Consider the following 19,831-nt stretch of genomic DNA (forward strand, 5'->3'; position numbering starts at 1 on the left):
CAACTCGAAGTGGATTGTCTCGGGATCTTCAGTCTGGTGGTGCGAAGGGGGGGACTTGAACCCCCACACCGTTAGGCACTAGCTTCTGAGACTAGCGTGTCTACCAATTCCACCACCTTCGCAATTTTCTCTCTATGGAGATGGAGAAAATCCTTTTACACAATCTCTTTCAGGTTGCCAACGATTTTTGTAATCAAACCGTATTCCAAAGCTTCCGGAGCCGTCATCCAATAATCACGAGAAGTGTCTTCTTCAACCTTTTCAAAGGGTTGCCCGCACTCCTTGGAGAGCATTTGGTTGATTTTAGACCGTGTCTTTATGATCTCTTTCGCAGTGATTTCCAGATCAGAAGCCTGACCCTGAATGCTTCCACCAATCAACGGTTGGTGAATCAGAAAACGAGTGTTCGGCATGCTGTAGCGATGTTTTTTGGGAGCACCGAGCAGCATGACGGTTGCGATACTGGCGGTGAGGCCTGTGCACACGACGCGAACTTCCGAGGTCAGAAAGCGCATGGTGTCATAAATTGCAAAGCCACTATTCACTTCCCCGCCAGGACTATTCAAATACATGTAGATAGGCTGGTTGGATTCCTGAGCGTCCATCGCCAAAAGATTGCTGACCACGCGCTTGGCCACGTTGGAGTTGATCGCTTCCGATACAAAGATAACGCGCTTTTCCAGCAATTTGCTTTCACTTGCCTGACCTGCCAACTGCTCAAGGTCCATTCCGCTCATATTCATGCTAGCTCCTTCGTGCTGGCGAAAAGGTTCGTACTCAGGCATCGGGTTGATGCGAATACCCTGTATTTTATAGTCGTGCGATCGGCAAATGCAAACCGCTTTTCACATAAGGCTTTGTGGATCCACATCAATTCTGAGTCGCAGGTCGCCTTTGAGCTCAGCAAAGGCTGATCGGAGCTGCTGAGCAAACCAGGCAAGAATTTTTCGATCCGCACTTACCAGGAGCAGCGTACGCCGCAGCCTGCCGCGTATCATTTCGATCGGTGGAACAGCCGGCCCCAGGACCTGCAGAGCTTGAAGGGTCGAAGCGGATCGTTTCAAACTCTCGCTGATCCAGCGGTCGATCGATCGCATGAGTTCATCCAGCTGATCTTTGCGGGTACCGGAGTATTCAAACAAGATCATCCGGCCAAACGGTGGATAACCATGTTGGCGGCGAAACGGTTCCTGGTCCTGCCAGAAAGCCTGAAAGTCATGCTGAATTCCGGCCTGCAGAATCGGATGATCCGGCTTTTGAGTCTGGATCATGACGCAGCCGCTGTGTTCCCCGCGACCGGCGCGGCCTGAAGCCTGGACCATGAGTTGAAAGGCCCGCTCACCCGCACGGAAATCCGGTAAATTAAGAACCTGATCCACTTCCAAAATGCAAATCAAGGTAACTCGCGCAAAGTCATGCCCCTTGGCCAGCATTTGGGTCCCGACCAAAACATCGATGCGACCCTCGCGGAAATCGTTAAGCATGGTCGGCAGCGCCTCGCGATTGCCAACGGTATCAGAATCCACGCGTTGAATGCGGGCCCCAGGAAGGGCCTCACGCAGATAAAGCTCCATCTGCTCGCTGCCGTAGCCGACCATGACAAAGGCGTCACGTTCCTCGGGAGCCACCAGATCATCAACCCTTTGGCTGAAATCACAGTAGTGGCAGCGCAGGATGCTCGAATTCTTATGCACGGTCATCGAAATGCTGCAGTGGGGGCAACTGACGGCTTTGCGTTCTCGCAGCGAAAACAGAAAATAAGCAAAACCGCGGCGATTCACAATCACCATGGCCTGCATGCCCCGGGCGTGATTGGCCCGCAGAGCCTCGACGATGCGAGGATCGATCGGCAATTCCAGAAGGCGGGGGACTTGCCCACGCGGACTCAAGCGCCGCGCAAAAGCTTGTTCAATGCTGGCCTGAATCAGCTGCACATCAGGCAGGCCACGGCCATGGACTCGATTCGGCAGTTCCAATAAATTATATTTTCCCTGCTGAGCATTGGCATAGGATTCGAGGGAAGGTGTGGCGCTCCCCAGGACGACCACAGCTTTTTCCAGATAACCACGCATGACGGCAACATCACGACCGTTGTAGGTTAACCCCGTCGTCTGCTTGTAACTGCTGTCATGCTCTTCATCCACGATCAGAAGTTTGAGTTGCACAAACGCTGCAAAAACCGAGGAACGGGGGCCAATGAGAATTTGCCGCTCCCCGTTGCGAATGGCTTCCATCTGGGCCCAGCGCTCGGTGTCGGCCATCGCGGAATGGACGACCGAGACCTGATCGGGAAAACGCGCTTTGAAAATACGGGTCATCTGGGGGGTCAGGGCAATTTCCGGGACCATGACCAGCACCTGGTTCTGGGGATTCTGCTCCAAAACCTTGGCAATGAGATGTAAATAAACTTCGGTTTTGCCAGCCCCAGTGACGCCATGGAGTAAAAATGGCTTGGACTGAGCTTGCGTGATGCCGTCATCCACGAGCTTTTGATAGACAGCACGTTGCTCGGCGGTCAGGACCTGCGGCACAATTACAGGAGAGACCGTGGGTACATCGTCTTCGGCCGCATCGGGTCGTGAGGTTTTACTGGAGGCTCCACCCCGCGCGCGGGTTTCATTTTTATCCTCTTTAAGGACAAGACCGTCCTTCTGCAACCGCGCCAGTGTGACTTTAGGCAAGCCGGCCGCCAGACCCTCCTCCATGCGGGTTTTGAAAATTTTCAGCGAGCAGCTGCCAGAGGCCTTTTTCCAAATCAGTCGAAACAAGGCGCCCCTGGGATCCTCCTGATCCTTCCAAAGCAATTTGCCCGATTCCGTCAAAACGACCTTGGACGTTTTCGTCTTCACCCGCGACGCGGGCAGCATGGTCCGCAGCACCTCGCCGAGCGGGTGCATATAGTAAGAACTCATCCATCGCGCCAAATCGAGAAGGATGGAACTATAGATCGGGATCTCATCGAGTCTAGCCAAAATCGCCTTAAGTTTATAAGCTGGATCCGGTGCTTTTTGGCTGATCCCGAGCACGACGCCGACCGTTTGTCGATTCCTTTCACCAAAAGGCACGGTCACGCGACAACCGCTTGGAATCTTCTCGGCGGCGAGGTAAGTAAAGCTCTGTTCCAAGGCCACCGGCATTGATATGTCGAGATGATACTGTTGCACCGGGACCCTTCTCACCACAGGTGATTCGGAAATCTATTTACTTGCGTATAGCTTGCGCTTAGGTTAATTTTCAACACCCTTTAGGGTGAAGACCCATCAAGGTAGTTTTTACGTGCCTGCTTCCCTCGTCCCAAACGCAGACAGGAAGAGGCTTACGATGATTTAAAAGTTCTCTTCCCCAGGCGGAGAGTACACTGGATAATTCGGAGGCTGCATGGCTAACTCGAGAAAGAAAAGACGTCTGATGTTCCGTCGGAAGCGGACGTTGGATCCTAGCATCATCATCGATTACAAAAATCCCGACGTTCTGCGCCGTTTCATCACGGATCGCGGCAAGATCATTCCTCGTCGGATCTCTGGCGCAACTGCCAAGCAACAACGCGCGATCTGTAACGCCGTCAAACGCGCTCGCTACCTCGCTCTGTTGCCTTACAGCCTTGGCCACCGCCAGGAACGTAACTTTGCAACCGAGATGTCGGCTATCGCTACTTCAGCCATGGGCACTTCCAGCCGCGGCGGCCCACGTGGTCCTCGTTCGGATGAAGATAAACGTCCCCCTCGTGACGCAGGAGAAGAATAATGTCTCGTCGCTGTGAACTCACAGGTAAAGGCGTTCAGGTAGGCCATCGCGTTTCGCACTCGAATATCAAGTCGAAACACCGCTTCCTCCCGAACCTCCAGACCAAAAGATTCTGGTCGACTGAAATGAAAAAATTCGTGACGCTCAAAGTTGCCACGTCTACTATCCGTACCATCGATAAGTTGGGTCTGGATGTGTTCGCTCGCAAAAACGGCATCAAACTGAAGTAAGGATGAAACCATGGGTCGCGGTGATAATCGTAGAACTCCTAAAGTCAGACAGCACAAAGCTCGCCGCAAACTGAAGGCGCGCATAAAGCGTAAGATCGAAGCAGCTAAAGCTGCAAAATAAGGCTCACCCTGCCTTGGTCCATTGGATCTGAGGTCAGGCGGCACAAGCCATGACAGCGAGCGTTCCCGTCCAAGGAGCGCTCTTTGTTTTCAAGGGGACAGCGCTTGAAGCAAGTGACTGTGATCACTGATGGGGCCTGCCTTGAGAATCCCGGACCTGGAGGATGGGCAGCGTTGCTGCGCTTCGGCCAGCATGAAAAGATGGTCTCCGGATCGGAAGCCGGGACCACCAATAACCGCATGGAACTGATGGCGGTTATCAAGGGTCTTGAGGCGCTGAAAGAAAGCTGTGACGTCACGCTCCTGGCCGACAGCCGTTACGTGCTGGATGGGTTTGACAAGGGCTGGCTCGCCAATTGGAAGGCCAATGGCTGGAAGACAGCCGGAAACAAGCCGGTGAAGAACCAGGACCTCTGGGAGGAACTGGAGCGTCAGGTCAAGCGCCACAGGATCAAATGGGTTTGGGTTAGAGGTCACAATGGCCATGAAGATAATGAACGCGTGGACGTGGAAGCCCGCAAACAGGCGACTGCACTACGCGATGCGCGCGGCTTCACAGCCGTGGATGATGAAGTATAAAGCTTGACGAATGGCGTCCGGCTTGTTATTCGACATACTCTCTGAAATTGAAGAGAAAAGAGGAACGACACAGTGGCACAGCATAAATCCGCAAAAAAGCGTATCCTTACCAACGCTAAAAAAAGAACGCGCAACCAGGCATATATTTCCAGCGTTCGCACCGCTGTTAAAAAAGTCCGTACTGCGATTGAAAAAGGTCAAGCAGCCGAAGTTGCTGGCCTGCTGGAAAAAGCTCAATCCTTGCTGCACAAAGCAGCTTCGCGCGGCCTGATTCACCGTAACACCGCTTCCCGCAAAGTTGCCCGTTTGGCAGCTGCTGTGAAGACCAAGGCACAAGCCTAATTTTAGGCTGATGACTTGACGGTAAGGCACATAGAAAAAGCCCGAGTCACTGGACAACGGGCTTTTTGTGCGTTCATCTTTCCAGGGACTTGGCGTCCTTCCACAGAGCTTCCAATTCATCCCGCGTCAAGTGACTGACATCCTGATTCCTGACCCTGCAGATGTCTTCCATCGCCGCAAAGCGCCTTAGAAACTTCGCATTGCCCTGCTGAGCCGCGACCTCGGGTTCAACCCCCAGATGTCGACTGAGCTGAGCGAGACTAAAGAAGACGTCCCCCAGCTCGTCGTGGAGCCGATCCTGGTCCGCGCCGACCATCTCGTGTTCGAGTTCCTTAAGTTCCGCCTGGCACTGCTTGAGCACTTCGGCCGCTGTATCCCAATCAAAACGAATGGTGTGGGCCCTTTTGCCTATTTTATAGGCCTGGGTCAAAGCCGGAAGAACCTTGGCGCAGTCCGAGAAATAACCGGCCTTCTGCAGTTTGACAGCTTTCTCCTTGGCTTTAATCTTGTCCCAATTGCTTTTGATTTCGGCCTGATTGATCCCCTGCCCCGCCAGCTCACCGAAAACATGCGGATGGCGCCGCAGCATCTTACTGTTGATGGCGGTCACCACATCGCGGATATCCCCCTTGTTTTGATCAACAGCCAGCTGCGCATTCAGAACGACCTGCAAAAGGACATCACCGAGTTCCTCAAGCAGATGGGCTTCATCGGTCCCTAGCATGGCCTCAGCAGCCTCGTAAGCTTCCTCCAGCATGAATCGCCGCAGACTCTTGTGGTCCTGCTCCAAATCCCAGGGACAGCCCCGTAGCGGATGCCGCAGGGTGGAGACCGTTTTTACAAATTCGGTAAAGAGGCGACCGGCTGCCTCAGCTCGTGCATCGACTTCCTGTTGCCAGGCCTTTTCATCAAATGTCATATCCATTCCACTCGCACATAAGATGCGTCAAATCATTTCAATCAAAGACGGAAGATAATTTTCCTTGGGCGGCACACCGAGGATGGTGATCACCGTCGACGCAATATAAGCAATGCTTCCCTGCTCCAGTCCTGGAACCAGCCGATAGCCATTGGGCCCCCGAGGATCATAAAGATAAAACGGAACAGCATTCAAGGTATGCGACGTCTTGGGTTTGGGACGCCAGCTGAAGGGCAGATCCAGCCAATCGGCAGGACCTTCCTTGTTGGTATCAAACATCTCGTCGGCGTTGCCATGATCGGCGGTAATGATCAGAACCGTATCGGTTTCCTTGGCCGCCTGCACCAGCCGTCCGATGCAAAGATCGACAGCGGAAACAGCCAGAATCGAGGCTTCCAGATTTCCCGTGTGGCCCACCATGTCGCCGTTCGGGTAATTGATACGACCAAAATCAAAGCTATTGCTGCGCATGCGGGCAATGGTGGCTTCGGTGATTTCATAAGCCTTCATCCAGGGCTTCAAATCAAATTGAATGACATCACTCGGAATTTCCACATAATCCTCGAGCTTTTCATCCATGATCCCCGAACGATTGCCATTCCAGAAATAAGTCACGTGCCCATATTTTTGCGTTTCTGAACACGCAAACTGCTTAAGACCCTGATGCAGAAGATGCTCGGAAAGGGTGTCATTGATCGCCGGTGGCGTAACGAGATAACGCGGCGGGATATGCAGATCGCCATCGTATTCCATCATGCCAGCAAAATAAACCTGCGGCCAGCGTACACGATCAAAGACCTTAAAATCCGCTTCGGTGAAAGCGCGGCATATTTCGATGGCGCGATCACCACGGAAGTTGAAGAGCACCACGGCATCACCATCCTGAATGGTTCCAACCGGTTTTTCCTGCTCCATGATCACAAACGGCGGCAGATACTGATCGATGAGTTTGGGATCCTGACGAAAACCCATAATCGCCGAACGCAGGCTGGGAAATCGATTCGGCGCTTCGCCCATGACATGCGCCTTCCAACCGCGATCGACCATCGACCAATCCGCTTCATAACGATCCATGGTTGTCGTCATACGGCCCCCGCCCGACGCCACCTTCACATCAAAATCCGAGCTCTGCAGCTCGCTCATCACTTTTTCCAACCGCTCGACATAAACCTCGGCGGTCTTTTCTCCAACATCGCGGCCGTCGATTAAAGCATGGATCCGGACCCGTTTGATGCCGGTGCGCTTGGCTTCGCGCAGGAGCGCATGCAAATGTCCATCATGGGAATGTACGTTGCCGTCCGACAGGAGTCCGATCAGGTGGAGCGTGCCTTCGTGGGATTGAACGGACCGCACGAGGTCCAGCCAGGTTTGACCGTGGAAAAGGCTACGATCGGCTATAGCATTTTGCACGAGCTTGGCGCCCTGATCGAAGACTCGACCGGCACCCAAGGCATTGTGACCAACTTCACTGTTGCCAATGTCAGAATCGCTGGGCAAACCCACATAGGTGCCATGGGCTTTGAGCGTGCGATACAGCCCGATTTTTTCCAACTGACGGAGCTGTGGCGTGTGAGCAAGCTTCACGGCATTGCCGTACGAACTGGCCCTGACACCCACACCATCCATAACGACGACGAGAACTTTACGCTTTGCTTTTGACACGACCAACTCCCTGCGATTATGGTTGGCAACGTGCTGACAGTAGCCGATAGGATTCCAAGAAAAAAGCTTTTTCCCGAGGAAAATAACCACAACGCATGAGAGCCGTGATTCAAAGAGTCAGCCGCGCTGATGTTAAAGTTGAAGACAAAGTTGTAGGCAGCATCGAGGCCGGCCTGCTGGTGTATCTGGGCCTTCATCAAAGCGATGGACCCGAACTCATACCGGTTCTGGTCGATAAGATCATCAATTTGCGCATTTTTCCGAATGAAGAGGGACGTTTTGATCGATCGCTGCAGGATGGAGGCGGCGGACTCCTGGTTGTCAGCCAGTTCACGTTATACGGTGATTGCCGCAAAGGCCGGCGGCCGAGTTTTCAGGATGCAGCGCCACCCGAACGCGCGCGAGCGCTTTATGAAAAATTTCTGGAGTGTGCGGCGGGCAAAGGCATACAGATTGCAGCTGGCGTCTTTCAAGCTCATATGGAGGTCTCGTCCGTGAACGACGGACCGGTGACCATTATCATGGATCTTCCCAATCAAGGAGCCGACACATGATCAGCGTACTTTATGTTCCCTGCGGCAATCGCGAAGAAGCCGAAAGCATCAGCCATAAACTTATCGAAGAACAATTGATTGCCTGCGCGAACATCATTCCAGCTTCGGACTCTCTGTATGTTTGGGAAGGCATGCTGGAGCAAACGCAGGAAAGCATCCTGCTGGTCAAAACCAGCCCGGAATATCGGGGCAAGGTGATGCAGCGAATTGAAGAACTGCACAGCTACAGCTGTCCGTGCATTATCGAATGGAAGATTGAGTCGGTGAATCCAGCTTATGCGGCTTGGGTGCAGGAGTCGCTGAAGACAACACCAAAACCCGAAAGCCTTTGAGGCCTTCGGGTCTGGTCATTTTTGAGTACTGAGAAAGAGGATCAATCGTTATTGGACTCGCTGTCATCAACACCGATCTTGTTGTAGAACAGCTCGTCGATGGTCTTCTTGATCAGGATCCAAAGCAGTTCCTTATCCGAACATTTGCCAAAGACCCCGAGCGGGATTTGAAAACCACCTTTATCCTTGCGGCCACCACCATAGTACACACCATGCTGGTCCTGGCCAAATACGTCTTTTATCCATTTATCAGGATCAAGGGTATGCGACTTGGTGCGCAGGGATCCGTCGACGAATTCACCGCCGACCACACCATAGACGACAACCGTATCAATCCCTTCGCGATTCAGAAGGTAATCGGCGCACTGGCCAATGCCATCGCGATCCTCTTCCCGAACATAACCCACGCCCGAGAACATGAACGTGCCGCGGATATCCTTGCGCTGCAGGGCGATCTGCGTGAGGTCCATGGTCTTGGCGGGAATCGACTGCCGTGAGATCAAAGCCAAAAGATCCTTATCCACATAACGGGATAAAAACTCGGAGGCTTTGTAATCCGCGGGCGTTGCATTCACAAAGTTATCGGTATCCGTGCGCACACCGTGCATCAAGGCTGTGGCAATCTTGGCTTCTTCCAAGGTATCGCCTTTAAACCCAAAGCGCGGATCACAGAGATACTCACCATAGATGGCCGACGTGGAACCGACGTTTTCCCGGATGTCCAGGAAGTGGCCTTTGATGGTCCCCAGCTTTCTGTGGTGATCGACAAACACGAGCAGCTCGCAGGTTTCCGGCAGTTTGATCGGCAGCTCGGTATTCTGCGAGTCATTCACAGCATAGTAGTCGTACGAGGAATAATCGAATTGATCGTTATATTCCTCGATATCCAGATCCAGTTTTTTCACGAGCGCGCGGTTCTCATGGTGTGAGATCTGCTCGAAGTGAAGAATCGTGGATTGAATATCAAACTGAGCACCCATGTAAGCGAGGGCAAGAGAAGTTGCGATGTTATCAGGATCTGGATAACCCTTGATGCAGATCAGCAGCCTTTTGCCGCGAGCCTTATCCAGGGTTTCGATGAGTTCCTGAGTCTTGCTTTTCTTTTCCACGCGTACGGGATCCGTGCCATTCGCTTCAGCTTCCATCAGATCAGTGTCGCCACCGCTGAGTTCTTTCTGAGCTTTGACTTTCTTCTTGAGACTGATCAACTCAGCCTCTTTTTCTTTGAATCGCGTATCCATCGTCGACAAAGGGCTTACTCCTTTCACGTGCTCGCCTGGGTCCGGCCCTCTTTACAGTCTGCACGTCCGCAAGGATCGCGGCTCTAATTCATTATAACACTGCAATCTAAACTTTCACCTTGGGCAGGTAGGTCAATATTGCCTTGACCGTCGGGAACTGCCGAAACGTGAAAATACTTATGCCAGTTTCCTTGGCGCGCGCAAGCAGTCCTTCCACATTGGGATCCTTCGCCAAATCCTGACTTATGCCGAGTATCAGTGGGGCTTCTTTGAAATCGGCGAGGACGGTCAGGCGTTTGCGAAGCTCCGACTCATGCCACTTATGAAACAATTCCAGGTGCCTTTGAACTCCATTCTTGTGACGAAGTGTAAGATCAGGAAAACTATAGCACTGCTGGCCAAGATTCAAATGCTCCTGTCCTTCTTCCACTAACCAATCTTTTCGATCCACGGCCGGAAGGGCGTTAAAAGCCCTGATAAATGCCTGAAACTCTTCAGGAATGTACCCGCTAAAGCTACGGTAATGACTGCGGATCGGCTTGGAACTATCGATTTTCAGATCATAGTAATTTTCACCAAGCTTTACCGTCGCTTCCAACTCCCACTTGGGCATCAGCAGAACATAAGGAAAGAACTGACAAAGTCGCATTCCATAACTTTGGACTTGATCGAACATGGACAGAGGGCCGGAAATCTCCAGAGTCAACGCACCCTCTGGATTTTCAACAAATTCAGCCAGGAGTCGACAGAATCTTAGTTTCTGCAACAATCGTCGACGGGTAACGATATCCTTTTCGTGGATGGAAAATCGAACCTTTTGCGCCCTGAGGAGCAGTCCTTGAATCTGGGCCGCGTTGTAACGGTGAACCAGAGCCTCGCCCGAGATATCCTCGAACGTTTGAATATTGCGAAACTCCGGCAGATCAGCATAGAGCTGTTCCTGCATGGCTCCGAAACTGCGACCGCTTTTTTCCGCCATTTCCCGTTCAAAATCCGCCCGGCTCGGCACACCCTGGGCGCGCAAGGCGCGGCTCGTCTCAAACCACGTCCAGCGCTGCTCTTCCAGGGTCTCATCCGATTCCCCGAACGTGCAGCGATCCTCCAGCAGTTTGCCAAAGCCTTGAAACACACCATCCGATGACTCCGGGTGCTGTTTCAGCTGATCATTCAAATCACGCCAGCTCTGGCCCACATGCAGGCGATAGAGCGCTGCCAGGTCATCACCGAGCTGAATGAGATTCTTGTCATTCGGCTTCAGATACTTGGGATGGACGCGACTCTCACGTCTTGAATATTTGAGAAGGTCTTTGGTAAGCATGATGGTTCCTGCGCCGCTTGTTGACGTAGAATTCGTTGGTGTCCTTCGAAATCACTTCGTAAAGGACCGCTCGTTTGCCTTCCTGATGCCTCAGGATGCGGCCCAGCCTTTGCACGTGCTCCCGTACCGCAGCGCTGCCTGAAATCACAATGCCAATACTCGCTTCGGGGACATCCACGCCTTCATTGAGAACCTTGGAAGTCACCAGCACATCGATGCGCCCGGCACGGAAATATTCCAACATCTGTTTGCGTTCTTTGGGCCGCGTTTGATGGGTCAACACGGGTAACATGAAATTTTTGCCAATCTGATAGGCCATGGCATTGTCCTGGGTGAACACAATAATGCGATCACCGCGGTGCTTCATCAAAATATTCCAGAGTTCATCCATCTTGCCCGTGGCGGCCTGGGCCAAACGCTTCTGCTCGCGCCAGGCTTCAATCGCGTCCTTGCCTCCGGGCAGCGTTGCCGATTTGCGGATAAAATCCTGCCAACCTTCCGGTCCCGAGAAGTTGATGCGATTGTTTTTGATAAAGGCGGTATAGGTGCCGCGGGCCTTCTGATAGGCGGCCATTTCCTCAGGCGTCAGCGGAACTTCCACGCTCACGACATCATAGGGCGCGAGCACGGTTTCCACCATCTCGCGAATGTGGCCTTCATAGCAAAGGTCACCCAGCAACTCGTAGATCATCTCTTCCTTGCCATCCGCGCGCTCAACGGTTGCCGAAAGGCCCAGACGGAAAGGAGCAATCGATGCGCGAGCAATCATCTGGTATTGAGTCGACGGCAGATGATGGCATTCATCAAAGATCAGAAGCCCAAAACGATTGCCGATCGTTTCAATGCTAAGGTAAGCGGAATCATAGGTCGAGACGGTCACCGGCCGAATATCCTTCCAGCCGCCGCCCAGGGCTCCTATGTCCATGCCGAAGAAATTTTTAAGAACGTTCTGCCACTGCAAAAGCAGATCAATCGTTGGGACAACGACCAGCGTCGGCCGTTGTTTGGCAACCATGGCAAGGATCGCAAGAATGGTTTTACCAGCGCCTGTCGGCAGAGCGACGACCCCTCGTGAACTCTGCTGCTGCCAGGCTCTGAGAGCCTCGGATTGATGCGGCCTCGGGATAATGGGCTGCTGCAGTTTTAATTCCAAAGCCTGATACACGCGGGCTCGATCGACCAACGGTTTCTTGTCTTCGATCGCTTTCAGCACCACATCACGATAACAGAAGCCAGGCGCGCGCCACTGTTTGGTTCGGCTATCAAAACGAAAACCCGGCCATTCCTCGCTCACGTCACCGAGAGCGCCGTCCAAAAGTAAGGTTCCCAGCTCATACTGCAGCGTCGTCATCCGGTTCCTTTTGGATTTGGTGCTGAATCATCTTAAATCCCATACCGCAGCCAGCCAAAATAGTCCAGATCATGCATGCAGTCAAAGAATAAGACAGCCAGGCCGCACCACTCTGGCCTGTTAAAAACACAACCAGCCAGGCGTTGCCCAGCAGAATCATCACGATAAAACCAAGAGCGGAAGCTTTGGTAAAGATGGAACGTCTTAAGTAGGGTTTCATGCCCGAAAATGCCTCAATGTGACATCAGGATACCGATGCTCACGAGGGCCAGCACCACGCGATAAATGGCAAAGACACCAAAGCCATACTTGCGCAGGTAGCGCATCAGAAAACCGATCACCAGCCAGCCCGTGACGGCTGACACTAGCATGCCCACGTAAAATTCGGGAAGGTGAATACTGGCGAGGATTTCATCCGCCTTCAAAAGAGCGGCCCCGGCTGTGATGGGCGTGCCCAGCAAAAAGGAAAAGCGAGCGGCCTCACTGCGGTCGAGCCCCATAAGCCGGCTGGCAATGATGGTTGCACCGGAGCGGGACGTGCCTGGAAAGAGGGCACACGCTTGAGCCACCCCAACCAGAAGGCCGTGAATGGGTTTGAATTCCAACATTTTGCGATGAACGGGAGCCTTGCGATCCACCCACCAGAGTAGAATACCGACAATAATCAAAGGAAAGCATACAAGGATGGCACGGGTGGAAAAGAACTCTTCAATCTGATGCTCAAAGAGTTTGCCGATGATGGCCGCGGGTACGGTGCCGACAATCAGATTGATCAGCAGCTGGCTGCGTGGGTTGATTTTCTTTTCCTTGAGGCTCAAGACAGAGCCCTGGAGGAGATCAATCCAGTCTTTCCAAAAATAAACCAAAAGAGCCAGAAGGGTGCCGACATGCAAAGCCACCTCGAAGCTCATTGACAAGGCTCGGCCCTGCAGCATGGTCGAGACAATAATCAAATGTCCCGAACTGGAAATGGGAAGAAATTCGGCCAATCCTTGAATGATCCCCAGGACGACGGAATGCCACAGCTCCATCCTTCAACTCCTCTAAAAAATAAAGCCCGTGATGGTCACGGGCTCAAGCTTAACAGAAAATGTTAAATTCGCTTAGAACTTGCCAATCAAACCAGCCACAAGGTCGGTTCGCGTCAGATCTTTTTTCTTGGTGGCATCGCTCGGGTCAACGAATTCACCGGAAGACATCGTCACATCAATAAAAGGTCGATAGAAAGTTCCCCACGCGTCGTAGTGAGTCCCAACCGCGACCGTCAGTTCGTTCTTGTTCAAGCTGCCGGCCGTATTGCTTTCGGCCGTTACGATCGCCGCATCGGTTGCACCAGGAGCTGTATAAGGATCGGTGCCCATCGTTGAAACATGAACAAAGGGCGTGTAGTCACCGGTCTTGTATTCAGCATAGGCAACCATGCCGGTGTACACGTCTTTCTTTTCAATAAACCGGGTTGGATCCGCGGGATCCACACCCTTGTTATTGCGGGTATCCATGGTGTAGTCCAGATAAGCATCAAGAGCCTCGCGCTTGAAGCGAACGCCCACCGAAGCTGTGCTGCTCTTGCCCAGATCGTAAACAGCGTACTGCACCAAAGGCGAAAACTCGCCAAAGGCTCCGTACCATTCCAAAGCAATCGCCGGCTGCTTCTGAGCCGTTTGCGTTTCCTTGCTGTTGGTGACGATGCCTTCTGCATTGCCCTGATTCCAGCTCGTGCAGCTGGTGCTGCTGCTGGCTGTGACGGCATTGGTTGTGGGATTATTCGTATAGGTCGTGGCACTCGCACATTTACTATAATCATCGACCAACTGAAGCGAGAGGTTACCCGCCAGCTTGTAGGTGATATCGAGAGCGACTTTGTCTTTGAGAGGATTGCTATTCAGGTAAGCCGCGATCACAGGAGTCGTGACGCCGCTGGTCAATTTGCGATGCAATCCGTAGGTTTTTATCTTTTGTTTACCAATGGTGACTTCGAGATTTTCATTGACCCGATTGGTCAGGTAGAAGCGCTCCAGCTCACTTTCCTTGGCCTTATACAAGACCGTCCACGAGATCTCCTCAGAAAGTTTGCCTCGAAAAACGAGTTTCGCACCCTTCAGATTAAAGGTCGTGGTTTTGGTTTGCTTGCCCAGATCCTTGTCATTCAGCCCATCATTGGTGTTGACGACATTCACTTGATACTCAGCACCAATTTCAATCTCAGGTGCTGCCTGCACGGTGGACGTCAAAGCCAGGCCCGCCAAACTCAAGGAAACGCTAGAGACTTTCACAGAGAACCTCCTGGTTAGGAAACAAAAGTGGCCCATCATAGCCAAGGCTTTATTCCAGCATCAAGTGTAATAAGCTTATAACTAAATGTCTAAACCATCTGGCTGACAGCTTCGAGGTGAATCAAAGCCTGCGATGTGAGCTCACGACCACGGGGTCCGCGTCTGATAAATCCTTGGTGCGTAAGAAAAGGTTCGTAAACGTCTTCAATTGTGGTGCGTTCCTCACCAATGGTTGCCGCCAAAGCTTCAATACCGGCCGGGCCTCCGTTATAACGCTCATGGAGAATGCGCAAAATCCGGCGATCCATGCGATCCAATCCAGCAAGGTCAATATTCAATCGAGTCAGCGTTAAATCAACGATATCGCGATCCAGACGTTCGACGCAATGGAAGTCGGCAAAGTCCCGAACCCGACGCAAAAGTCGGTTGGCAATCCGTGGGGTTCCACGCGAACGTCGGGCCAATTCAAAGGCCCCTTCCTGGGCCAGCTCCACACCCCAAAGGCCGGCGCTTCTTTGCAGAATTTTGGCAAGCGATTCCGTATCGTAAAATTCCAGGTGTTCCTGAATGCCAAAGCGGCTTAAAAACGGCGCGGAAAGACTGGCAACACGGGTGGTGGCGCCTATCAGGGTAAAAGGATTGATCGGCATACGCACGGTGCGGGCGGTGGGCCCTTGACCGACCAGAATGTCGATACAGAAGTCTTCCATGGCCGAATACAGAATTTCTTCCACCGTGATGGGCAGGCGGTGAATCTCGTCAATAAACAGCACGCCACCCGGCTCCACGCCAGCCAAAATTCCAGCCAGATCACCGGGTTTATCGATGGAAGGCCCGCTGGTCTGATAAAAGGGAACGGCCATTTCATGGGCCACAATTTTCGCCAGCGTGGTTTTCCCAAGCCCCGGCGGTCCGTGCAAAATAATATGATCCAAGGGCTTGCCCCGCTTGCGGGCGGCGGCAACATAAACTTCCAGATTGTTTTTGACCGATTCCTGGCCCGGATAATCGGCAAATCGATGCGGGCGCAGTTGCTGCTCCAGGCCGTCATCCACATCATGAAAAGTCGATTGGGTCAGCTCTTCGGTGCGTCGCGGGGGGAGTTCCTGCAACTGAATATGTATGGGATCCATGTGTTTGATTCCTTAACAAAGCCTTTTAAAAAGGCTCGTTGTCGGCAAGTCCGAGGTCACGGCCCTTGGCGCCTTTGACGTCGCGTTCCTTGACCTCACGCTTTTTCTCTGGGCCCAGGGTTCCCTGGCTCAGCTGCTTGAGAGCCTGCCGCATCAGATCCGGAAAGGCAAGATGCGCCGATTCCTTTCTGAGTTTGGTGAGGAGTGGCGTGATGGTTTTATCCTTGTAGCCAAGATTTTCCAAAGCTGATTCCAGATCGGAAAAGACCATGTCCTCGTGTTCGCGACTGCTCTGGCTATGATCCAGGGGCAAAGGTCCGTCGAGGTCATCGGAATCCAGGCGGCCGCTCCTTTCGCGCATGTCGAGGAGCTGGGCAGCCTTCAGTTTCAGAAGTTTCGGCCGCAAATCGACGATAATTTTTTCCGCAAGACGTGGACCCACACCGGGGACGCTCTCCAGAATTTTCCCATCGTCCTGCGTCACCGCGCGATCGATGGCATTCACCGTCAGGGTTGAAAGAATAGCCAGAGCCACCTTGGGGCCGACACCGCTCAGGCTCAGAAGGATTTCAAAGGCCTGGCGGTCTTCATAACTCCGGAAACCAAAGAACCGAATGGCGTCCTCACGAACGTAGGTATAGATCCACAGCGAAATCTTCTGACCAACTTTAGGCAGCTGACAGAGTGTGGAAAGCGGCAGCTCCAGGCCGTAACCGACGCCCTGGACATCGAGGATGATACCGGTCGGAAGACTGGCGAAAAAGGTTCCTGTCAGTCGTTCAATATACATGAGTCAATCCAGGAAAAAGTAGGTTCAGCGCAAACGCGTAGGAGGTTCCGTTTCCGCTTCGATATCATGCTCGGATTCAGCATGCAAACGCTCACGCATTTTTTCATCAAGGTTCTTCAATTCGAGCAAGGCGTTGGCAATGCGCTCGCCCTCATTGCCCTGGTCCGAGACCAGAAGCTCCCGCACGTGCCGGAGTTTTTCAAAATCCATATGGGTCTGCTTATTGATGGCATCCAGCATGGCATTGAAATTCCTCACGACATAACGCATGTCATCACCGTCGCGAATTTTCATTTGGCCGTACCAACGGCCTTCCTCGACGCGACGAAACTGCCTGACCAGCGAATACATGGGTCCGGCCAGCCGATGCGTTATTAAAATTCCCATAAATCCGACCAGGAGAATATTCAAAATTGCAGCCATCGCCATCACACCCAGGACAGGCCCAGGAAGAAAACGGGGAATGCGCAGAATTTCAAATTGAAAAAGCGGATAGAGAATGACGCTCGTGGTCAGAGCCGTGGACAGAAGACCGACCAGGATAGCCGCACCTGTATAACGGAACTGAAAGTCCCTATTGATCAGGATGAGCCTTTGCTTTTGACGCTGAAATTTTTGCTTCATAACCACCACTATAACTGGCGGCCGGGGAGTTGGGAATGGCTAAAGAGGGGTCGAGAAGGCCCTGCGCGTGCAGGGCCCGTCCCAGCTTTATTTCAAGCAGGCTTTGATAGCGTCGACTTTGTCGAGACGTTCCCAGGGGAAGATATCGCGACCAAAGTGGCCATAGGAAGCAGTTTTCTTATAGATAGGACGCAGAAGGTCGAGACTTTCGGTAATTCCGCGTGGGGTCAGCCGGAACACTTCACGGATCACGTTGGCCAGCTTCTCTTCAGAAACTTTGCCGGTGCCGTAGGTATTCACAAAAACGCTGACCGGTTCCGCAACACCAATCGCGTAAGCCAGCTGAACCAGACACTGGTCAGCAGCGCCCGCAGCCACGATATTCTTGGCAATGTAACGGCCCATATAAGCAGCCGAACGGTCCACCTTCGTCGGATCCTTGCCCGAGAAAGCACCACCGCCGTGGGCGCCGTGTCCGCCGTAACTATCGACGATGATCTTACGGCCGGTCAGACCGCAGTCACCCTGAGGTCCGCCGATCACGAAGCGACCGGTGGGATTGATATGATATTTGGTTTTGGCGTCGAGCATGTGCGCGGGGATGGTTTTCTTCACCACTTCCTCGATCACAAAAGCTTCGAGATCCTTGTGAGCCACTTCAGGAGAATGCTGGGTCGAAACCACAACAGCATCGATGCGGCTCAGCTTGCCGTCGCGATATTCGGCTGTCACCTGGGACTTGGCGTCCGGGCGCAGGAATGGAACGGTCTTGTTGCGACGGTGATTCGACAACTTGCTCAGCAGCTGGTGCGCGTAGCTGATGGTCGCCGGCATATATTCGGCTGTTTCATTCACAGCGTAACCGAACATCATACCCTGGTCGCCTGCGCCTTGCTCCCCGTGCAGGCCTTCGCCCTCGGTCACACCCATGGAGATATCAGGAGATTGCTGTTCAATGGAAAGAATCACACCGCAGCTTTTCGAGTCAAAGCCGAGAGCGCCATCGTTGTAACCGATCTCTTCGATGGTTTCACGAGCGATCCGGGCATAGTCCACAACAGCTTTGGTCGTGATTTCACCCGCGATAACCACCAGACCGGTTTTCACCAGGGACTCGCAGGCAACGCGAGAATACTTGTCCTGAGCCAGCAAAGCATCCAGGATGGCGTCACTGATTTGGTCACAGACTTTGTCTGGATGACCTTCGCTGACAGATTCCGAAGTAAAAAGATAATTCTTGAGTTGTGAGCTCATGCGAGTCCTCTCTTCATTCTAACCGCGATACGCCCCGTATTGAGCACGTGGGCGCTACCAATTCCGAAAGACTTTCCATTGTTATCAATTAAAATCACGTGGTCAAGCGATCTAATTGTGGCTCGCCGCACGCCATCATGGGTGAGTCCGCCTTCAAAGGTCTTCATTTCCACGTGCATTTCCTGTCCCATCTTCAAACGGTCGACCAGAGCGGTGTCCAGAGCTCGCCAGCTCGGGATTGCCAAGTTGATATCCTGAATGGGAATGATACGTTCGTTCAGATTCTCCAGATTATTTTCCAACTCGTCCAGCTTAAAAGCTTGCTCGCAGGAAAGATCACCGCTGCTCAAGCGCAGAAGTCGTGTGATCGTGCCTAAAGAACCAGCCTGCTCTGCGATCTGGCTCGCCACGACCCGCACGTAGGTGCCTTTTGAGCAACGAATTCGGAAGGTTCCCACGCCATCAACAAGCCGCAGACAGTGCAGGCTTTCGATCTGAATGATCTTGCGCAAAAGTTGCAGAGGCACCTGATCGGCCTTGCCCTGCCTTGCATATTCGTAAAGGGGTTTGCCCTGAAATTTAATGGCGGAATACATGGGCGGGACCTGCATGAAGTCGCCGACCATCGATTCGCAGATTTTATGCAATTGCTCTTCGGTAATATGCTCTTTCGGAGCATGCGCCACGACCTGACCATCGGCATCCAGCGTGTCTGTCGCCACCCCAAAACCAACGTCAAATTCATAAGCCTTGGTGCCAGCGAGCAGGAAATCCTGGATGCGCGTGGCTTTGCCAAAGAGCAGCGGCAAGAGACCTTCGGCCAGGGGATCCAGAGTTCCCACGTGGCCCATCTTTACCTTGCCGATACGCTGCTGAAACCAGCGCGTCACATCCTTGGAAGTCATACCAGGTGGTTTATAGACGAGCAGCAATCCATCGATCGGAACAATCTTACGTAATTGAGGACGATTCACTCTTGGCTCCAGGGTCATTCTTCTTCGGCTATCTTGTGCAAAATCCCTTCAATGCGTTCTGCGGATTCAAGGGTACTGTCATAGATAAAGCGAAGTTCAGGAACCCGCCTGATGTCCAGGACCTTAAGCTGCTTGCGCAGATAAGTCGCCGCTGACTCCAGGCCCTTCTGGGCCCGGTCGGGTTTGCTGCTATCATAGGTCCGGTAATAAACCGTGGCCACCTGCAGATCCGATGAGATTTTCACCGCGGTGATGGTCACAAATTCCAGACGGGGATCGTTCATCCGGCCGCCTTGAAAATTCGAAGCTAGAATATCACGAATTTCATCAGCCATTCGTTCGGTGCGTAGACTCATAACTTTCTATCCTTAACAAAAAAGGCTCAAAAACA

21 protein-coding genes, 1 tRNA gene and 1 pseudogene are annotated in these 19,831 nt (G+C 52.7%); 6 read left to right on the top strand and 17 right to left on the bottom strand.

The window, feature by feature from the left end; all coding sequences use genetic code 11:
• Positions 1-37: 37 nt before the first annotated feature.
• From VE954_RS39250 to priA, 3 genes are all read right to left on the bottom strand, one after another.
• Positions 38-122 (bottom strand) — tRNA-Leu (locus tag VE954_RS39250).
• Between the two features lie 33 nt (positions 123-155).
• A complete protein-coding gene (locus tag VE954_RS39255) occupies positions 156-743 on the bottom strand; it encodes an ATP-dependent Clp protease proteolytic subunit (RefSeq protein ID WP_324963482.1) in 588 nt (195 codons plus the stop codon).
• 102 nt (positions 744-845) lie between these two features.
• Positions 846-3,164 (bottom strand): replication restart helicase PriA, encoded by a 2,319-nt coding sequence (gene priA / locus VE954_RS39260; RefSeq protein WP_324963484.1) that lies wholly within the window; start codon positions 3,162-3,164, stop codon positions 846-848.
• Positions 3,165-3,405: 241 nt separating this feature from the next.
• On the opposite strand from priA, the pseudogene rpsR reads away from it, so the two are divergent.
• The 4 genes and pseudogenes from rpsR to rpsT all read left to right on the top strand — a co-directional run.
• Positions 3,406-3,597 (top strand): annotated as a pseudogene (gene rpsR / locus VE954_RS43990) (30S ribosomal protein S18); the annotation flags it as partial.
• Positions 3,598-3,743: 146 nt separating this feature from the next.
• A complete protein-coding gene (rpmB, locus tag VE954_RS39270; protein WP_324963488.1) occupies positions 3,744-3,974 on the top strand; it encodes a 50S ribosomal protein L28 in 231 nt (76 codons plus the stop codon).
• 225 nt (positions 3,975-4,199) lie between these two features.
• The gene (rnhA, locus tag VE954_RS39275; protein ID WP_349263869.1) at positions 4,200-4,673 is read left to right on the top strand and encodes a ribonuclease HI; all 474 of its coding nucleotides are present in this window, start codon (positions 4,200-4,202) and stop codon (positions 4,671-4,673) included.
• Between the two features lie 72 nt (positions 4,674-4,745).
• On the top strand, positions 4,746-5,015 hold the full coding sequence (gene rpsT / locus VE954_RS39280) for a 30S ribosomal protein S20 (RefSeq protein ID WP_324963490.1): 270 nt from the start codon (positions 4,746-4,748) through the stop codon (positions 5,013-5,015).
• Between the two features lie 73 nt (positions 5,016-5,088).
• On the opposite strand, the gene mazG is transcribed toward rpsT, so the two are convergent.
• Together mazG and gpmI are read right to left on the bottom strand one after the other, a co-directional pair.
• Positions 5,089-5,934, bottom strand: coding sequence for a nucleoside triphosphate pyrophosphohydrolase (gene mazG, locus VE954_RS39285; RefSeq protein WP_324963493.1), 846 nt, complete (start codon positions 5,932-5,934; stop codon positions 5,089-5,091).
• Between the two features lie 27 nt (positions 5,935-5,961).
• Positions 5,962-7,596, bottom strand: a complete 1,635-nt coding sequence (gene gpmI / locus VE954_RS39290; protein ID WP_324963496.1) for a 2,3-bisphosphoglycerate-independent phosphoglycerate mutase — start codon at positions 7,594-7,596, stop codon at positions 5,962-5,964.
• Between the two features lie 95 nt (positions 7,597-7,691).
• Here gpmI and dtd point away from each other — a divergent pair, with 95 nt between their 5' ends.
• Positions 7,692-8,150, top strand: coding sequence for a D-aminoacyl-tRNA deacylase (dtd, locus tag VE954_RS39295; protein WP_324963498.1), 459 nt, complete (start codon positions 7,692-7,694; stop codon positions 8,148-8,150).
• Positions 8,147-8,482, top strand: a complete 336-nt coding sequence (gene cutA, locus VE954_RS39300; protein WP_324963500.1) for a divalent-cation tolerance protein CutA — start codon at positions 8,147-8,149, stop codon at positions 8,480-8,482. Before dtd ends, cutA begins: the two co-directional genes overlap by 4 nt.
• A 41-nt stretch (positions 8,483-8,523) precedes the next feature.
• Here cutA and VE954_RS39305 read toward each other — a convergent pair whose 3' ends face one another.
• The 12 genes from VE954_RS39305 to rbfA all read right to left on the bottom strand — a co-directional run bounded on the left by VE954_RS39305 (position 8,524) and on the right by rbfA (position 19,796).
• Complete coding sequence (locus VE954_RS39305; protein WP_324963503.1) at positions 8,524-9,732, bottom strand: hypothetical protein; 1,209 nt, start codon at positions 9,730-9,732, stop codon at positions 8,524-8,526.
• A gap of 97 nt (positions 9,733-9,829) precedes the next feature.
• A complete protein-coding gene (locus tag VE954_RS39310; protein WP_324963504.1) occupies positions 9,830-11,041 on the bottom strand; it encodes a DUF790 family protein in 1,212 nt (403 codons plus the stop codon).
• Positions 11,004-12,392 carry a DEAD/DEAH box helicase family protein gene (locus tag VE954_RS39315; RefSeq protein ID WP_324963506.1) on the bottom strand — a complete coding sequence of 463 codons (1,389 nt, stop codon included), beginning with the start codon at positions 12,390-12,392 and terminating at the stop codon, positions 11,004-11,006. The genes VE954_RS39310 and VE954_RS39315 overlap by 38 nt, the downstream gene beginning before the upstream one ends.
• Positions 12,373-12,612, bottom strand: coding sequence for a hypothetical protein (locus VE954_RS39320; RefSeq protein ID WP_324963509.1), 240 nt, complete (start codon positions 12,610-12,612; stop codon positions 12,373-12,375). The genes VE954_RS39315 and VE954_RS39320 overlap by 20 nt, the downstream gene beginning before the upstream one ends.
• A 13-nt stretch (positions 12,613-12,625) precedes the next feature.
• Entirely contained in the window at positions 12,626-13,423 is a 798-nt protein-coding gene (locus VE954_RS39325; protein WP_324963511.1) for an undecaprenyl-diphosphate phosphatase, read from the bottom strand.
• A gap of 72 nt (positions 13,424-13,495) precedes the next feature.
• On the bottom strand, positions 13,496-14,665 hold the full coding sequence (locus VE954_RS39330; RefSeq protein WP_324963513.1) for a hypothetical protein: 1,170 nt from the start codon (positions 14,663-14,665) through the stop codon (positions 13,496-13,498).
• Between the two features lie 89 nt (positions 14,666-14,754).
• Complete coding sequence (ruvB, locus tag VE954_RS39335; protein ID WP_324963514.1) at positions 14,755-15,798, bottom strand: Holliday junction branch migration DNA helicase RuvB; 1,044 nt, start codon at positions 15,796-15,798, stop codon at positions 14,755-14,757.
• Positions 15,799-15,823: 25 nt separating this feature from the next.
• A complete protein-coding gene (gene ruvA, locus VE954_RS39340) occupies positions 15,824-16,588 on the bottom strand; it encodes a Holliday junction branch migration protein RuvA (RefSeq protein ID WP_324963517.1) in 765 nt (254 codons plus the stop codon).
• Positions 16,589-16,612: 24 nt separating this feature from the next.
• Complete coding sequence (locus tag VE954_RS39345; protein WP_324963519.1) at positions 16,613-17,212, bottom strand: hypothetical protein; 600 nt, start codon at positions 17,210-17,212, stop codon at positions 16,613-16,615.
• Positions 17,213-17,299: 87 nt separating this feature from the next.
• The gene (gene metK / locus VE954_RS39350; protein ID WP_324963521.1) at positions 17,300-18,466 is read right to left on the bottom strand and encodes a methionine adenosyltransferase; all 1,167 of its coding nucleotides are present in this window, start codon (positions 18,464-18,466) and stop codon (positions 17,300-17,302) included.
• Positions 18,463-19,440 carry a tRNA pseudouridine(55) synthase TruB gene (gene truB / locus VE954_RS39355; protein ID WP_324963523.1) on the bottom strand — a complete coding sequence of 326 codons (978 nt, stop codon included), beginning with the start codon at positions 19,438-19,440 and terminating at the stop codon, positions 18,463-18,465. The genes metK and truB overlap by 4 nt, the downstream gene beginning before the upstream one ends.
• Positions 19,441-19,454: 14 nt before the next feature.
• Entirely contained in the window at positions 19,455-19,796 is a 342-nt protein-coding gene (gene rbfA, locus VE954_RS39360; RefSeq protein ID WP_324963526.1) for a 30S ribosome-binding factor RbfA, read from the bottom strand.
• Between the last annotated feature and the right edge of the window lie 35 nt (positions 19,797-19,831).

Source organism: Oligoflexus sp. (genome assembly GCF_035638955.1).
Lineage (GTDB): Bacteria > Bdellovibrionota_B > Oligoflexia > Oligoflexales > Oligoflexaceae > Oligoflexus.

What these genes read in the sequence shown, in the direction of transcription:
- VE954_RS39320 (WP_324963509.1), bottom strand. Translation starts at nt 12,612, where the DNA reads ATGAAACCCTACTTAAGACGTTCCATCTTTACCAAAGCTTCCGCTCTT.
- VE954_RS39310 (WP_324963504.1), bottom strand. Translation starts at nt 11,041, where the DNA reads ATGCTTACCAAAGACCTTCTCAAATATTCAAGACGTGAGAGTCGCGTC.
- ruvB (WP_324963514.1), bottom strand. Translation starts at nt 15,798, where the DNA reads ATGGATCCCATACATATTCAGTTGCAGGAACTCCCCCCGCGACGCACC.
- VE954_RS39325 (WP_324963511.1), bottom strand. Translation starts at nt 13,423, where the DNA reads ATGGAGCTGTGGCATTCCGTCGTCCTGGGGATCATTCAAGGATTGGCC.
- VE954_RS39315 (WP_324963506.1), bottom strand. Translation starts at nt 12,392, where the DNA reads ATGACGACGCTGCAGTATGAGCTGGGAACCTTACTTTTGGACGGCGCT.
- rpmB (WP_324963488.1), top strand. Translation starts at nt 3,744, where the DNA reads ATGTCTCGTCGCTGTGAACTCACAGGTAAAGGCGTTCAGGTAGGCCAT.
- rbfA (WP_324963526.1), bottom strand. Translation starts at nt 19,796, where the DNA reads ATGAGTCTACGCACCGAACGAATGGCTGATGAAATTCGTGATATTCTA.
- ruvA (WP_324963517.1), bottom strand. Translation starts at nt 16,588, where the DNA reads ATGTATATTGAACGACTGACAGGAACCTTTTTCGCCAGTCTTCCGACC.
- VE954_RS39255 (WP_324963482.1), bottom strand. Translation starts at nt 743, where the DNA reads ATGAATATGAGCGGAATGGACCTTGAGCAGTTGGCAGGTCAGGCAAGT.
- cutA (WP_324963500.1), top strand. Translation starts at nt 8,147, where the DNA reads ATGATCAGCGTACTTTATGTTCCCTGCGGCAATCGCGAAGAAGCCGAA.
- dtd (WP_324963498.1), top strand. Translation starts at nt 7,692, where the DNA reads ATGAGAGCCGTGATTCAAAGAGTCAGCCGCGCTGATGTTAAAGTTGAA.
- metK (WP_324963521.1), bottom strand. Translation starts at nt 18,466, where the DNA reads ATGAGCTCACAACTCAAGAATTATCTTTTTACTTCGGAATCTGTCAGC.
- mazG (WP_324963493.1), bottom strand. Translation starts at nt 5,934, where the DNA reads ATGACATTTGATGAAAAGGCCTGGCAACAGGAAGTCGATGCACGAGCT.
- VE954_RS39345 (WP_324963519.1), bottom strand. Translation starts at nt 17,212, where the DNA reads ATGAAGCAAAAATTTCAGCGTCAAAAGCAAAGGCTCATCCTGATCAAT.